Source organism: Pseudomonas sp. R2-37-08W (assembly GCF_003851705.1).
In the GTDB taxonomy this organism is placed as follows: domain Bacteria; phylum Pseudomonadota; class Gammaproteobacteria; order Pseudomonadales; family Pseudomonadaceae; genus Aquipseudomonas.
In genome coordinates, this window is record NZ_CP027728.1 from 5,250,664 (window position 1) to 5,265,785 (window position 15,122).

13 protein-coding genes are annotated in these 15,122 nt (G+C 59.5%); 11 read left to right on the forward strand and 2 right to left on the reverse strand.

All coding sequences use genetic code 11. The features are described from left to right. Positions 1-42: 42 nt before the first annotated feature. From C4J93_RS24330 to C4J93_RS24380, 11 genes are all read left to right on the forward strand, one after another. The gene (locus C4J93_RS24330; protein WP_124430626.1) at positions 43-2,844 is read left to right on the forward strand and encodes an LPS-assembly protein LptD; all 2,802 of its coding nucleotides are present in this window, start codon (positions 43-45) and stop codon (positions 2,842-2,844) included. Then, entirely contained in the window at positions 2,825-4,159 is a 1,335-nt protein-coding gene (locus C4J93_RS24335) for a peptidylprolyl isomerase (RefSeq protein WP_124430925.1), read from the forward strand. The genes C4J93_RS24330 and C4J93_RS24335 overlap by 20 nt, the downstream gene beginning before the upstream one ends. Continuing rightward, positions 4,156-5,145, forward strand: coding sequence for a 4-hydroxythreonine-4-phosphate dehydrogenase PdxA (pdxA, locus tag C4J93_RS24340; protein ID WP_124430627.1), 990 nt, complete (start codon positions 4,156-4,158; stop codon positions 5,143-5,145). The genes C4J93_RS24335 and pdxA overlap by 4 nt, the downstream gene beginning before the upstream one ends. Then, positions 5,142-5,954: a 16S rRNA (adenine(1518)-N(6)/adenine(1519)-N(6))-dimethyltransferase RsmA gene (rsmA, locus tag C4J93_RS24345; protein WP_124430628.1), complete on the forward strand. Its 813-nt coding sequence runs from the start codon at positions 5,142-5,144 to the stop codon at positions 5,952-5,954. Before pdxA ends, rsmA begins: the two co-directional genes overlap by 4 nt. Before the next feature lie 196 nt (positions 5,955-6,150). Further along, positions 6,151-6,531, forward strand: coding sequence for a Co2+/Mg2+ efflux protein ApaG (gene apaG, locus C4J93_RS24350; RefSeq protein WP_124430629.1), 381 nt, complete (start codon positions 6,151-6,153; stop codon positions 6,529-6,531). Further along, on the forward strand, positions 6,531-7,382 hold the full coding sequence (locus C4J93_RS24355) for a symmetrical bis(5'-nucleosyl)-tetraphosphatase (RefSeq protein ID WP_124405441.1): 852 nt from the start codon (positions 6,531-6,533) through the stop codon (positions 7,380-7,382). Before apaG ends, C4J93_RS24355 begins: the two co-directional genes overlap by 1 nt. Positions 7,383-7,391: 9 nt before the next feature. Further along, positions 7,392-7,721, forward strand: a complete 330-nt coding sequence (glpE, locus tag C4J93_RS24360) for a thiosulfate sulfurtransferase GlpE (protein WP_124372048.1) — start codon at positions 7,392-7,394, stop codon at positions 7,719-7,721. A gap of 285 nt (positions 7,722-8,006) precedes the next feature. Next, positions 8,007-9,929, forward strand: coding sequence for a PrkA family serine protein kinase (locus C4J93_RS24365; RefSeq protein WP_124368560.1), 1,923 nt, complete (start codon positions 8,007-8,009; stop codon positions 9,927-9,929). Between the two features lie 113 nt (positions 9,930-10,042). Next, the gene (locus tag C4J93_RS24370; RefSeq protein ID WP_124405442.1) at positions 10,043-11,314 is read left to right on the forward strand and encodes a YeaH/YhbH family protein; all 1,272 of its coding nucleotides are present in this window, start codon (positions 10,043-10,045) and stop codon (positions 11,312-11,314) included. Then, complete coding sequence (locus tag C4J93_RS24375; RefSeq protein WP_124364655.1) at positions 11,311-12,876, forward strand: SpoVR family protein; 1,566 nt, start codon at positions 11,311-11,313, stop codon at positions 12,874-12,876. Before C4J93_RS24370 ends, C4J93_RS24375 begins: the two co-directional genes overlap by 4 nt. A gap of 63 nt (positions 12,877-12,939) precedes the next feature. Beyond that, a complete protein-coding gene (locus C4J93_RS24380) occupies positions 12,940-14,172 on the forward strand; it encodes a multifunctional CCA addition/repair protein (protein ID WP_124430630.1) in 1,233 nt (410 codons plus the stop codon). A gap of 72 nt (positions 14,173-14,244) precedes the next feature. On the opposite strand, the gene folK is transcribed toward C4J93_RS24380, so the two are convergent. Both folK and folB read right to left on the reverse strand, forming a co-directional pair. After that, positions 14,245-14,763, reverse strand: a complete 519-nt coding sequence (gene folK / locus C4J93_RS24385) for a 2-amino-4-hydroxy-6-hydroxymethyldihydropteridine diphosphokinase (RefSeq protein ID WP_124364657.1) — start codon at positions 14,761-14,763, stop codon at positions 14,245-14,247. Then, complete coding sequence (gene folB, locus C4J93_RS24390) at positions 14,754-15,107, reverse strand: dihydroneopterin aldolase (RefSeq protein WP_015886183.1); 354 nt, start codon at positions 15,105-15,107, stop codon at positions 14,754-14,756. The genes folK and folB overlap by 10 nt, the downstream gene beginning before the upstream one ends. Positions 15,108-15,122: the final 15 nt, after the last annotated feature.

The following is a 15,122-nucleotide window of genomic DNA, read 5'->3' on the forward strand; positions in this document are numbered from 1 at the left end:
AAACCGCGGGCAGATGGCACGCAGGAAGCCCGGACTAATAAGATGGCATTGAAATCCCCCGCGTTTCGTAGAAAATTTCCGTTGCTGGTAACCGGCAGTCTGCTGGCCTTGCAACCCTTCGCCACCTCATTCGTGGTCGCCGCGGAACAGTATGACTGCTCAGTCTCTGCTTCGGGTGCCTGGGATTGCGCGCCGAAAACCGCCGCCGCCCCATTGCCACCGCGCCCGGTGCATGACGGCTCTGCCGTCAGCTCGGCCAACAGCACGCCGCAAGGCGAGGCTGGCGGCAGCGTCGACGCCGAGCCCAAGACCATGCTGGTCACCGAAGCCAAGGGCCGTGGGCTGCGTTCGCGCAGCAAAGACTACAGCCACCTGGACTGGGTACCTCGCGAGAAGCTGACCGCAGCGCAGCTGGCCGAAACCGGCCCTTACTGCGGCGGTGCCTACATCGAGCCGACTCGTCCTGGCATGAACGACAAGACGGACAAGAGCGATGCGCCGACCTTCATCGGTGCCAAAGCCTCTCGTTACGAGCAGGAACAGCAGGTCGCGACACTGGCCGGTGACGTCGTCATGCGCCAGGGCAGCATGCAGCTGGAATCCGAGGAAGCCAGCCTGTATCAGGCCGAGAACCGTGGCGAGCTGAACGGCAACGTGCGCCTGCGCGACAACGGCGCGCTGATCGTGGGCGACCATGCCCAGGTCCAGCTCGATACCGGCGCCGCCCAGATCGACAACGCCGAATATGTGATGCACAAGTCGCGTATCCGCGGTAACGCGCTCTACGCCAAGCGTGCCGAGAACGCGATCATCCGTCTCAAGGACGGTACGTACACCACCTGCGAGCCAGACAGCAACGCCTGGCAGCTCAAGGGCAACAACATCACGTTGAACCCGGCCACCGGTTTCGGTACGGCCACCAACGCGACGTTGCGGGTCAAGAACATCCCGATCCTGTACACCCCTTACATCTATTTCCCGATTGACGACCGTCGTCAGTCCGGCTTCCTGCCGCCGAGCTTCAGCACCGGCAGTGAAACTGGCTTTACGCTGGTGACGCCGTACTACTTCAACCTGGCACCGAACTACGACGCCACGTTGTACCCGCAATACATGACCAAGCGCGGCATGTTGATGGAAGGCGAATTCCGCTACCTCACCAAGTCCAGCGAAGGGCAGTTTGGTGGGGCGTATCTGAATGATGATAGTGATGAGCGGAAGAAACAGACCGATTACGAAAAAACTCGCTACATGCTCAATTGGCAGCATAAGGGTGGGTTGGATTCGCGTCTGACGACCCAGGTTGATTACACCAAGATCAGTGATCCGTTCTACTTCCAGGATTTGAAGTCATATCAGGAAGGCGTTGAGAGTCAGGACTTCCTGAACCAGCAAGGCTCCGTGACCTATCGTGGTGATAGCTACCAAGCTCGCGTGAACCTGCAGTCGTATCAATTGGCGACGATTTCCCAGATCACTCCGTATGACCGATTGCCGCAGATCACCTTCAATGGGCAGTTGCCGTACCATCCGGGTGGACTCGACTTCTCCTATGAGACTGAAGCTGTAAGATTTGATCGGGACCTCAGAAACGGAAACGTAGTCAATGAAGATGGGGGGCCGTTCAACGCCGATGGCACTATAGGTGAGCGGCGCCTGGATAATTACGTGAGCGGCCTGACCCGTGCAAACGGTACCCGCCTCAACGTCGCGCCAGCTGTCTCTTATCCGATGAACTGGTCTTACGGCTTTGTGACGCCGAAGTTGAAGTACGTCTATACCAAATACGATCTTGATCTTGATGGTACCGGCAAGAGCCAAATGGCAGCTGCGGGTCAAACCTTCAAGAGTTCGCAGGACCGTGCGATACCTATCGCCAGTGTAGACAGCGGCCTGTACTTTGATCGCAAAACCAATTTGTTCGGTAAAGACTTTAACCAGACCCTTGAACCGCGTGCGTACTATCTCTACGTACCGAACAAGGACCAGAGCGATATTCCGGTCTTCGACACAGGTGAGTACTCGTTCAGCTACTCCTCGCTGTTCCGCGACAACCGCTTCAGCGGCTCCGACCGGATCGGCGACGAGAACAAACTGTCCCTGGGCGTAACCAGCCGCTGGATCGAAGATAACGGCTTCGAACGTCAGCGTGTTGCCGTCGGCCAGGCGCTGTATTTCAAAGACCGTGAAGTCCAATTGCCTGGCGTACTGGCCTCAGATCGCGACGACGCTCAGACCGATGTCTCGCCTATCGCTCTGGAATATGAGTTCCGCTTCAACCGCGACTGGCGCGCCACGGCCGACTACAACTGGGACACTGAAAGCCATGCCCCACGTTCCGGCAGTGCGATGTTCCACTACCAGCCTGAAGACAATCCGAACAAAGTTGTCAACCTCGGGTATCGCTATCGCAACGACCAGATCGTCTACAACCAACTGACCGGTAAATGGCAGTTCGGTGGCGATTACGGCCAACCGGGCGATGAGAACTACGTGAAGGATTATTACAAAATCCAACAACACGACTTCTCGATGATGTGGCCGATCATTCCGCAGTGGAACCTGATCACCCGCTGGCAGTATGACTACGCCCGCAACCGTACCCTGGAAGCCTTTGGTGGTTTCGAGTACGACAACTGCTGCTGGAAACTGCGCGTCATCAATCGCTACTGGGTTTCCAACGACGAATACAGCCAGATCGCCCCTCTCAACGAAAAGGGTGACCACGGGCTCTTCTTCCAGATTGTCCTCAAAGGACTCGGCGGCCTGACGGGCGCCAAGGTAGAGAGCTTCCTCGACAAAGGCATTGAAGGTTATCGTGAACGTGAAGACAAAGCTTTCTGAGTGCTTGCGCCCGCTCGTGCTGGGCGCGCTGTTCCTGGGTGCCGCCTCGGCGCATGCCGCGGTGCAACAGCTGGATAAAGTCGCAGCCATCGTCGATAACGACGTGATCATGCAGAGCCAACTCGATCAACGGGTCAAGGAAGTTCAGCAAACCATCGCCAAGCGTGGCGGTGGTGTGCCGCCGACCAGCGTCCTGGAACCCCAGGTGCTGGAACGCCTGATCGTGGAAAACCTGCAACTGCAGATCGGCGAACGCTCCGGCATCCGTATTTCTGACGAAGAGCTGAACCAGGCCGTCGGCACCATCGCTCAGCGCAACAACATGAGCATCGATCAGTTCCGCGCGGCCCTGGCCCACGACGGCCTGTCCTATGAGGACGCGCGTGACCAGATCAAGCGTGAAATGATCATCAGCCGTGTACGTCAGCGTCGCGTCGCGGAGCGGGTTCAGGTGTCGGAGCAGGAAGTGAAAAACTTCCTGGCCTCGGACCTGGGCAAGATGCAGCTTTCCGAAGAGCTGCACCTGGCCAATATCCTCATCCCAACGCCAGACAGCGCCAACGCCGAGCAGCTCAACGCCGCTGCTGCCAAAACCCAGGCTATCTATGATCGCCTCAAGGCCGGCGCTGATTTCGCCCAGATGGCGATTGCCCAGTCCGGCAGCGACAACGCGCTCGACGGTGGTGACATGGGCTGGCGTAAAGCCGCTCAACTACCACCGCCGTTCGACCGCGAGCTGAGTGCGATGAACGTGGGTGACATCACCCAACCGACACGTACTCCGGGCGGTTTCATCATCCTCAAGCTGCTGGCCAAGCGCGGCGGCGAGACCTCGCTGAAAGACGAAGTACACGTTCGTCACATTCTGGTCAAACCAAGCGAAATCCGTACCGAGGCACAAACCAAGGAACTGGCCCAGAAGATCTATGACCGCATCGAAAGCGGTGAAGACTTCGCCACCCTGGCCAAGAGCTTTTCGGAAGACCCGGGTTCTGCCCTCAACGGCGGCGACCTGAACTGGATCGACCCGAAAGCCCTGGTGCCCGAGTTCCAGCAGGTGATGGCCGATACTCCGCAAGGCGTACTGTCCAAGCCGTTCAAGACCCAATACGGCTGGCACGTGCTGGAAGTCCTTGGCCGTCGCGCCACCGACAACACCAACCAGGCCCGCGAACAGCAAGCCCTGACCGTACTGCGTAACCGCAAGTACGACGAAGAGCTGCAAACCTGGTTGCGTCAGATCCGTGACGAAGCCTACGTAGAAAACAAGCTGCCAGGCGCCGGGCAAACAGGCACCGACCAGGCAACCCAGTGAAACCCCAGCGTTTCGCGGTAACACCCGGCGAGCCGGCCGGCATTGGTCCAGACCTGTGCCTGCTGCTCGCCTCGCAACCCCAGCCATACCCCCTGATTGCCATTACCAGCCGCGACCTGCTCCTCGATCGGGCCGCGCAACTGGGTGTGGCTGTCAACCTGCTGAGCGTCGCACCGGGCAACTGGCCCGACCTGCCGGCGCCGGCGGGCAGCCTGTATGTGTGGGACACGCCCCTGCAAGCCAAGGTCATCGCCGGGCAACTGGACAAGGCCAATGCGGCCTTCGTGCTGGAAACCCTGACCCGCGCCGGCCAAGGCTGCATCGACGGCGACTTCGCCGGCATGATCACCGCGCCCGTCCATAAAGGCGTGATCAACGAATCCGGTATCGCCTTTTCCGGCCATACCGAATTCCTGGCCGAACTCACACACACCGAACAAGTCGTGATGATGCTGGCCACCCGCGGCCTTCGCGTCGCGCTGGTCACCACGCACCTGCCGCTGCGCGACATTGCCGACGCCATCACCGCCGAGCGCGTAGAACGCGTCACACGCATCCTGCACGCCGACCTGCAACACAAATTCGGCATTGCCCAACCGCGTATCCTGGTCTGTGGGCTCAACCCCCACGCCGGTGAAGGCGGGCATTTGGGCCGTGAAGAAATCGACATCATTGAACCGACATTAGAGCGTCTGCGACAAGAAGGCATGGACCTGCGTGGCCCATTGCCTGCCGACACTCTGTTTACCCCCAAATATCTGGAGCACTGCGACGCAGTGCTGGCGATGTACCATGACCAGGGGCTGCCCGTGCTGAAATACAAAGGCTTCGGCGCCGCAGTCAACGTGACACTGGGCCTGCCGATCATCCGCACCTCCGTCGACCATGGCACTGCCCTGGACCTGGCAGGCAGCGGCAAGATCGATACCGGCAGCCTGCATGTGGCCCTGGAAACCGCCTATCAGATGGCCGAGACCCGTATATGACTGAGCATTACCAACACCGGGCGCGCAAGCGCTTCGGGCAAAACTTCCTGCACGACGCTGGCGTAATTGACCGCATCCTGCGCTCCATCCACGCCAAGCCTGAAGACCGCCTGCTGGAAATCGGCCCAGGCCAGGGCGCACTGACCCAGGGCCTGCTGGCCAGTGGCGGTCAACTGGACGTGGTTGAGCTGGACAAGGACCTGATCCCGATTCTCAACCAGCAGTTTGCCGACAAGCCCAACTTCAATCTGCATCAGGGCGATGCGCTGAAGTTCGACTTCAATACGCTCAACGCTGCGCCCGGCAGCCTGCGTGTGGTCGGTAACCTGCCGTACAACATCTCCACTCCGCTGATTTTCCACCTGCTGAACAACGCCGGGATCATCCGCGACATGCACTTCATGCTGCAAAAAGAAGTGGTGGAGCGCCTGGCCGCCGGGCCGGGTGGTGGTGATTGGGGCCGGCTGTCGATCATGGTCCAGTACCATTGCCGCGTCGAACATCTGTTCAACGTTGGCCCGGGCGCATTCAACCCGCCGCCGAAGGTCGACTCGGCCATCGTGCGCCTGGTGCCGCATGCCGTGCTGCCGCATCCGGCCAAGGACCACAAATTGCTTGAGCGCGTCGTGCGTGAAGCGTTCAACCAACGCCGCAAGACCCTGCGCAACACGCTCAAGGCGCTGTTGAGCAACGCCGAAATCGAAGCGGCCGGCGTCGACGGCAGCCTGCGCCCCGAGCAACTGGACCTGGCCGCGTTCGTGCGCCTGGCCGACCAGCTCGCGATTCAGCCTGCGCCGACAGAAGAATAAGGTTCAACGCGATCCAATGCGGGAGGGGGCTTGCTCCCGATAGGGGAGTATCAGTGGATAAATTTTCAACTGACACACCGCTATCGGGAGCAAGCCCCCTCCCACATTTGGATCACGTGTCTGGCCTAGTGCCCACCTCTTGGCCTAGACTGGCCCGCATCAGCTGTCCTGCGCATTTGCTTTTAAGGCCTCTTGCATGTCCGATCCTCGCTACCAGATCGACGTCAGCGTCGTCACCCGCTTCCTGGCGGACCAATCCCAACCCGAACACAACCGCTTCGCCTTTGCCTACACCATCACGGTGAAAAACAACGGGCTGGTGCCGGCCAAGCTGCTGTCACGCCACTGGGTGATCACCGACGGTGATGGTCAGGTCGAAGAAGTACGCGGCGCGGGTGTTGTCGGCCAGCAACCGTTGATCGACATCGGCGCCAGCCATACCTACAGCAGCGGCACGGTGATGACCTCCAAAGTCGGCACCATGCAAGGCACCTATCAAATGAAAGCGACCGACGGCACACTGTTCGACGCGATCATCAAGCCGTTCCGCCTCGCCGTACCCGGAGCCCTGCACTGATGGCAACCTATGCAGTCGGCGACCTGCAAGGCTGCCTGGAGCCCCTCAAGTGCCTGCTCGAACGCGTCACGTTCGACCCGGCAACCGATCGCCTGTGGCTGGTTGGCGATCTGGTCAACCGTGGCCCGCAGTCCCTCGAAACCTTGCGCTACCTCTATAACCTGCGTGATTCGCTGGTCTGCGTGCTGGGCAACCATGACCTGCACCTGCTCGCGGCTGGCCACAACATCGAGCGCCTCAAAAAAGGCGACACCCTGCGGGAAATCCTCGAAGCGCCGGACCGGGCCGAGTTGCTGGAGTGGGTGCGCCGACAAAAGCTCATGCATTACGACGAGGCCCGCAACATCGCCATGGTCCATGCTGGCATCCCACCGCAATGGACGTTGAAAAAAGCCCTCAAGTGCGCAGCCGAAGTCGAAAGCGCCCTGGGCGATGACAACCTCTACACCGCCTACCTCGACGGCATGTATGGCAACGAGCCGATGAAGTGGGACAGCGACCTCAGCGGCGTTGCCCGCCTGAGGGTGATCACCAACTACTTCACGCGCATGCGCTTCTGCACGGCCGAGGGCCGACTGGACCTCAAGAGCAAGGAAGGCGCCGATACCGCGCTGCCTGGCTATAAACCCTGGTTTGCGCACAAGGAACGCAAGACCCGCGACACGAAAATCATCTTCGGTCACTGGGCCGCCCTAGAAGGCAAATGCGAAGAACCCGGCGTGTTCGCCCTCGACACCGGCTGCGTGTGGGGTGGTGCCATGACCCTGATGAACATCGACACCGGCGAGCGCATCAGTTGCCAGTGTGAATCTCCCGTATCCAACACACAGACGGCCGCCGCCAAGCCCTAGGAGCCCGCCATGACAGAATTCAAACGTATTCCCCCCGAACAAGCCCAAGCCCTGCGCGAACAAGGCGCTGTGGTCGTCGATATCCGTGACCAGCCTACGTATGCCGCTGCGCACATTGCCGGCGCCCGGCATCTGGACAACGTCAACATCGCCGACTTCATCCGCGCCGCCGACCTCGACGCGCCGCTGATCGTTGCGTGCTACCACGGCAACTCCAGCCAGAGCGCAGCGGCTTATCTTGTCAGCCAGGGTTTCTCCGACGTCTACAGCCTGGACGGCGGCTTTGAGCTGTGGCGTGCGACCTATCCTGCGGAAATATCTTCAGGCGATTCGCAATAATTTTTTTCACACCCCGCTACCCCGCGTGACGCTTGGGCTTGCGCCGTTTCTGACGAACGGCGCGGCCAAACTAATTACGCATCGCGCCTTGACCTCCCCGATTCCGAACTATCCTTAAGCGCAGGCCATCCGAATCAGGGGAGAGCCGGTACACCGGCGTGCGGGTCATCGGTAGCGTTTCAGGGTGTTCTGGGGGGAAAACAGCTATTGGCGAACGTCAATGACTGCCAGCATCGACTGATTGATCCGGCGTCGGCTCCACGTATCGAGCGAGGTGACGACGTCATGAGTATCTTTAGCCACTTCCAACAACGTTTCGCGTCCACACAGGAGGAGGAACTCACGCTTCAAGAGTACCTCGAACTGTGCAAACAGGATCGCAGTACCTATGCGTCTGCCGCCGAACGCCTGCTGCTGGCAATCGGCGAGCCGCAGCTGGTGGAAACCGCCAACAACTCGCGGCTGTCGCGAATATTCTCCAACAAGGTGATCCGCCGCTATCCGGCCTTTGAAGACTTCCACGGCATGGAAGAATGCATCGACCAGATCGTCTCCTACTTCCGCCATGCTGCCCAAGGCCTGGAGGAGAAGAAACAGATCCTCTATCTGCTCGGCCCCGTCGGCGGCGGCAAGTCGTCCCTGGCCGAAAAACTCAAGCAACTGATCGAAAAGGTGCCCTTCTACGCGATCAAGGGCTCGCCGGTGTTCGAGTCGCCCCTGGGCCTGTTCAACGCCACCGAAGATGGCGCGATCCTCGAAGAAGACTTCGGCATCCCTCGGCGCTACCTCAATACCATCATGTCGCCCTGGGCCACCAAGCGCCTGTCCGAGTTCGGCGGTGATATCAGCCAGTTCCGCGTGGTCAAGCTCTACCCGTCGATCCTCAACCAGATCGGCGTCGCCAAGACTGAACCGGGCGACGAGAACAACCAGGACATCTCCGCACTGGTGGGTAAGGTCGATATCCGCAAACTGGAAGAATTCCCACAGAACGACGCCGACGCCTACAGCTACTCGGGCGCGCTGTGCCGGGCCAACCAGGGCCTGATGGAATTCGTGGAGATGTTCAAGGCGCCGATCAAGGTGCTGCACCCACTGCTCACGGCCACCCAGGAAGGTAACTACAACAGTACCGAAGGCCTGGGCGCGATTCCGTTCACCGGGATCCTGCTGGCTCACTCTAACGAATCGGAGTGGCACACCTTCCGCAACAACAAGAACAACGAAGCCTTCATCGACCGTATCTACATCGTCAAGGTGCCTTACTGCCTGCGGGTCAGCGATGAAATCAAGATCTACGACAAACTGCTGTTCAACAGCTCCCTGGCCAAGGCGCATTGCGCACCCGACACCCTGAAGATGCTCGCCCAGTTCACCGTGCTGTCGCGCCTCAAGGAGCCGGAGAACTCGAATATCTACTCGAAAATGCGCGTGTACGATGGGGAAAACCTCAAGGACACCGATCCCAAGGCCAAATCGATCCAGGAATACCGCGACACGGCGGGCGTCGATGAAGGCATGAACGGCCTGTCGACGCGCTTCGCGTTCAAGATCCTCTCCAAGGTCTTCAACTTCGACCCTCACGAGATCGCCGCCAACCCGGTGCATTTGCTGTACGTGCTGGAGCAGCAGATCGAACAGGAACAATTCCAGGCGGAAACCCGCGAGCGCTATCTGCGCTTCCTCAAGGAATACCTGGCGCCGCGCTACATCGAATTCATCGGCAAGGAAATCCAGACCGCCTACCTGGAGTCCTACAGCGAGTACGGCCAGAACATCTTCGACCGCTACGTGCTGTACGCCGACTTCTGGATTCAGGACCAGGAATACCGCGACCCGGAAACCGGCGAAATCCTCAACCGCGTGGCCCTCAACGAGGAACTGGAGAAAATCGAGAAACCTGCCGGCATCAGCAATCCGAAGGATTTCCGCAACGAAATCGTCAACTTCGTGCTGCGCGCCCGCGCCAACAACAACGGCAAGAACCCAACCTGGCTCAGCTACGAGAAGCTGCGGGTGGTGATCGAGAAGAAAATGTTCTCCAACACCGAGGATCTGCTGCCGGTTATCAGCTTCAACGCCAAGGCGAGCAAGGAGGACCAGCAGAAACACAACGACTTCGTCACACGAATGGTCGAGCGCGGCTACACCGACAAACAGGTACGACTGCTCTCCGAGTGGTACCTGCGGGTGCGCAAATCGCAGTAAGGCAGCGACAGGCGGCCACTGCCAGGCATCCGGCCTGGCAGTCGACCGCTTGTCCCTAAGCTTCCAGCTCGCGGCTTGAAGCTTGTAACGTGAAGCTGCCCGGAGGGCTCCCCATGAGCTATGTGATCGACCGACGCCTCAATGGCAAGAACAAGAGCACGGTAAACCGCCAGCGTTTCCTGCGGCGTTACCGTGACCATATCAAAAAGGCCGTTGAAGAGGCCGTCAGCCGCCGCTCCATCACCGACATGGAACATGGCGAACAAATCAGCATTCCCGGACGGGACATCGACGAACCCGTGCTGCACCACGGCCGGGGCGGTAAGCAAACCGTGGTGCATCCGGGCAACAAGGAGTTCACCACGGGTGACCACATCCAGCGCCCGCAGGGTGGCGGTGGGGGCAAGGGCGCGGGCAAGGCCGGTAACTCCGGCGAGGGCATGGACGAGTTCGTGTTCCAGATCACCCAGGAAGAATTTCTCGAATTCATGTTCGAGGACTTGGAACTGCCCAACCTGGTCAAACGAAACCTGACCGGCACCGACACGTACAAAACCGTGCGTGCGGGTATCAGCAACGAGGGCAACCCGTCCCGTATCAACATCATCCGCACCCTGCGCTCAGCCCACGCCCGGCGTATCGCCCTGTCGGGGAGCAGCCGTGCAAAACTGAAGCAGGCCAAGGAAGAGTTGGAGCGCCTGAGGCGCGAAGAACCGGACAACTTCGGCGATATCCAGGAAATAGAGGCAGAAATCGAGAAGCTCAGCGCGCGCATTCATCGTGTGCCGTTCCTCGATACCTTTGACTTGAAATACAACCTGCTGGTCAAGCAGCCCAACCCGAGTTCCAAGGCCGTGATGTTCTGCCTGATGGACGTGTCCGGCTCCATGACCCAGGCCACCAAGGACATTGCCAAGCGCTTCTTTATCTTGCTGTACCTGTTCCTGAAGCGGAACTACGACAAGATCGAGGTGGTGTTCATTCGCCATCACACCAGCGCCCGGGAAGTGGACGAAGAAGAATTCTTCTATTCCCGCGAAACCGGCGGCACCATCGTCTCCAGCGCGCTGAAGCTGATGCAGGAAATCATGGCCGAGCGCTACCCGGTCAATGAGTGGAATATCTACGCGGCCCAGGCATCCGACGGGGACAACTGGAACGATGACTCGCCGATCTGCCGCGACATCCTGATCAACCAGATCATGCCTTTCGTGCAGTACTACACCTACGTCGAAATTACCCCCCGTGAGCACCAGGCGCTATGGTTCGAATACGAGCGCATCGGCGAAGCCTTTGCCGATACGTTCGCCCAACAGCAACTGGTCTCGGCCGGCGATATCTATCCGGTCTTCCGTGAACTCTTCCAGCGCAGGTTAGTGTCATGACCGCCAAAAAAGAGCATAAGCGCCAACCTATTTCCACCGGGTCCGAGTGGACCTTTGAACTGATCCAGGCCTATGACCGGGAAATCAGCCGCATCGCGGCGGGTTATGCCCTGGACACTTACCCCAATCAGATCGAAGTGATCACCGCCGAACAGATGATGGACGCCTACGCCTCCGTCGGTATGCCGCTGGGTTATCACCATTGGTCCTACGGCAAACACTTTCTCAGCACCGAAAAGTCCTACACCCGCGGCCAGATGGGCCTGGCCTACGAGATCGTGATCAACTCCGACCCGTGCATCGCTTACCTGATGGAAGAAAACACCATCTGCATGCAGGCGTTGGTGGTGGCCCACGCATGCTACGGGCATAACAGCTTTTTCAAGGGCAACTACCTGTTCCGCACCTGGACCGATGCCAGTTCGATCATCGATTACCTGGTGTTCGCCAAGCAGTACATCATGCAATGCGAGGAGCGCCACGGCATCGACGCGGTGGAAGACCTGCTCGACTCCTGCCACGCGTTGATGAACTACGGCGTTGACCGTTACAAACGCCCCTATCCGATTTCGGCCGAAGAAGAACGTCTGCGTCAGAAGGAACGTGAGGAGCACTTGCAGAAACAGATCAACGATCTGTGGCGCACCATTCCAAAGCGCGCCGGCAAGAACAGCGACAAGGACAATGCACGCTTCCCCGCCGAACCTCAGGAAAACATCCTGTATTTTCTGGAAAAACATGCGCCACTGCTGGAGCCATGGCAACGCGAAATTGTGCGCATCGTGCGCAAGATCGCCCAGTACTTTTATCCACAGCGCCAGACCCAGGTGATGAATGAGGGCTGGGCGACGTTCTGGCACTACACGCTGATGAACGACCTGTACGACGAAGGCCTGGTCACCGACGGGTTCATGATGGAATTCCTCACCTCCCACACCAGTGTGGTGTTCCAGCCCGGTTTCGATAGCCCGTACTACAACGGCATCAATCCCTATGCGCTGGGCTTTGCGATGTATCGGGACATCCGGCGCATGTGCGAACACCCCACCGAGGAGGACCGTCGCTGGTTCCCGGAAATCGCTGGCAGCGACTGGCTCTCTACCATCAAGTTCGCAATGAGCAGTTTCAAGGACGAGAGCTTCATCCTGCAGTACCTGTCTCCCCAGGTGATTCGCGACCTCAAGCTGTTCAGCATCATGGATGACGACCTCAAGGACGACCTGGTAGTGCCCGCTATTCATGACGAACCCGGCTACCGGACTATCCGCGAGACCTTGGCGGCGCAATACAACTTGGGCAACCGCGAGCCCAACGTACAGATCTACAGCATCGACGTGCGGGGTGACCGCTCGCTGACCTTGCGTCACCAGCAGCACGACCGCAAACCCTTGGGCGAATCCACCGAGGAGGTGCTCAAGCACCTGCACCGGCTGTGGGGCTTCGATATCCACCTGGAAACCCTGCAAGGCGACCAGGTGGTGAAAACCCACCATGTTCCCCCGCGCAGCGATCATAACGACACCGACTACGGCCGTCTGGACCTGGCCGTCGTGCATCTCTGAAACGACAAAGCCTCCATTGGCCCGGCACAGACGGTATCCTGTGCCGCTAATGGAGGCTTTTTCATGAAAATCTACAAAGTCGGCGGTGCCGTGCGTGATCGCCTGCTGGGCATCGAGGTCACCGATATCGACCGCGTCGTCGTTGGCGCCACCATCGAAGAGATGCAGGCCAAAGGCTTCAAGCCGGTCGGCGCTGACTTCCCCGTGTTCCTGGACCCGAAAAACGGCGATGAATACGCCCTCGCCCGCACCGAGCGCAAAAATGGCAGGGGCTACGGCGGCTTCGTGTTTCACGCCAGCCCCGACGTCACGCTGGAAGAAGACCTGGTTCGTCGCGACCTGACCATCAATGCCATGGCCGAAGATGATGAGGGCAATCTGACCGACCCCTACCACGGCCAACGCGACCTGGACGCACGTGTTTTACGTCACGTTTCGCCCGCGTTCGCCGAAGATCCCCTGCGAGTGCTGCGGGTTGCGCGGTTTGCCGCTCGCTATGCGCACCTCGGATTCACCGTGGCTCCCGAAACCCTGGCACTGATGCGTCAGCTCAGCGAATCCGGCGAACTGGAGGCGCTGACGCCAGAGCGCAGCTGGAAGGAAATTTCCCGGGCATTGATGGAAGACCAGCCCCAGGTGTTTATTCAGGTGCTGCGCGACTGCCATGCGCTGAAAACCCTGATGCCGGAAGTGGATGCGCTGTTCGGCGTACCGCAGCCCGAAGCTCATCATCCCGAGATCGACACCGGCGTGCACACCCTGAGCGTGCTGGAACAGGCTGCAGTGCACAAACAACCGCTGACCGTGCGTTGGGCCTGCCTGCTGCACGACCTGGGCAAAGGGCTGACACCTGTGGATAAGTTGCCGCAGCACATTGCCCACGAACACCGGGGCTTGAAGCTGATCAAGGTAGTTAATGAACGTTTCAAAGTGCCAAAGGATTGCCAGGAACTGGCGCTGCTGGTGGGCCAATATCACACCCATGGGCATCGCGCCATGGAGCTGAAGGCGTCGACGCTATTGGAGTTGCTGCAAAGTTTTGACGTCTACCGTCGACCGCAACGCTTCGAGGAATTCGTGGTCGCCTGCGAGATGGATGCGCGGGGCCGCAAGGGTCTTGAGCAGCGCAGTTATCCACAGGCGGATTATTTGCGGAGTGCGGCAAAGGCTGCGCGCGAGGTGGCGGTGGCGCCCTTGCTGGAGAAAGGCTTCAAAGGCCCGGAGCTGGGCGAGGCGCTCAAGCGTGAACGGCTTAACGCCCTAAAAGCCTACAAAGAACAACACAAGCCTCTGTAGGAGCGAGCTTGCTCGCGAAGGACATCAACGATAACGCAGCGCCCTCTGGTTTTTCGCGAGCAAGCTCGGCTCCTACAGAAGCACATCTGCCGTGAGTGGCCGGCCCTGCCACTCAAACGCCACAGGCGCGAGCACCTGATCGATCTGCGCATCACGCCACAGCGCCGCCATGGTCTTGCCCGCTTCAGGATGCACACGATCCGGCGCCATCATCGACAGCGGCCAGAGCACAAAAGCGTTTTTCAGGATCTCTGCCCGTGGCAGGATCAAACCGTCGAAATTACCCACCAGATCGCCATACAGCAGCACGTCGATGTCCAGGGGCAACCCTTTACGATCTGGCGCATAGCGGCCGTTGTCGGCCTCGATGGATTTCAACCGACGGTCCAGCTCCATCAACGACAGGTCGGTCCAGGCCGACACCACCAGATTGAAGAACGGCCCGCTTTTGATACCCACCGGCTGGCTTTCGAACACCGCCGAACAGCGCATGTCCGTCAAAAAGCTCGCCAGCGCATCGAGTCCCGCACGTAAATTGAGCTCGCGCTCGATATTACTGCCCAGGCCAAGGTAAACCTGAGTCAGCGACATCCGCGCTCGATCTCCACGCCCACGCCTTTGGCCGCTGGGACGGCACCTGGCTTGGTCAATTTGAGGTGCAGCCAGGGAATCTGGAATTCACTCATCAACACTTCGGCCAGGCGTTCGGCGAAGGTTTCCACCAGCTGGTACTGGGACTGCTCGGCAAAGGCCTGGATACGCGCGGACACGCTGGCATAGTCCAGTGCCAGGGTCAGGTCGTCGCCAGCGGCGGCCGGACGGTTATCCCAGGCAAAGCTCAGGTCCAGGCGCAGGCATTGACGGATTCCGCGCTCCCAGTCGTAGGCTCCGATCACGGTGTCGACTTCCAGGCCTTCGATAAACACTCTGTCCAAGCACTCTTCTCCGCA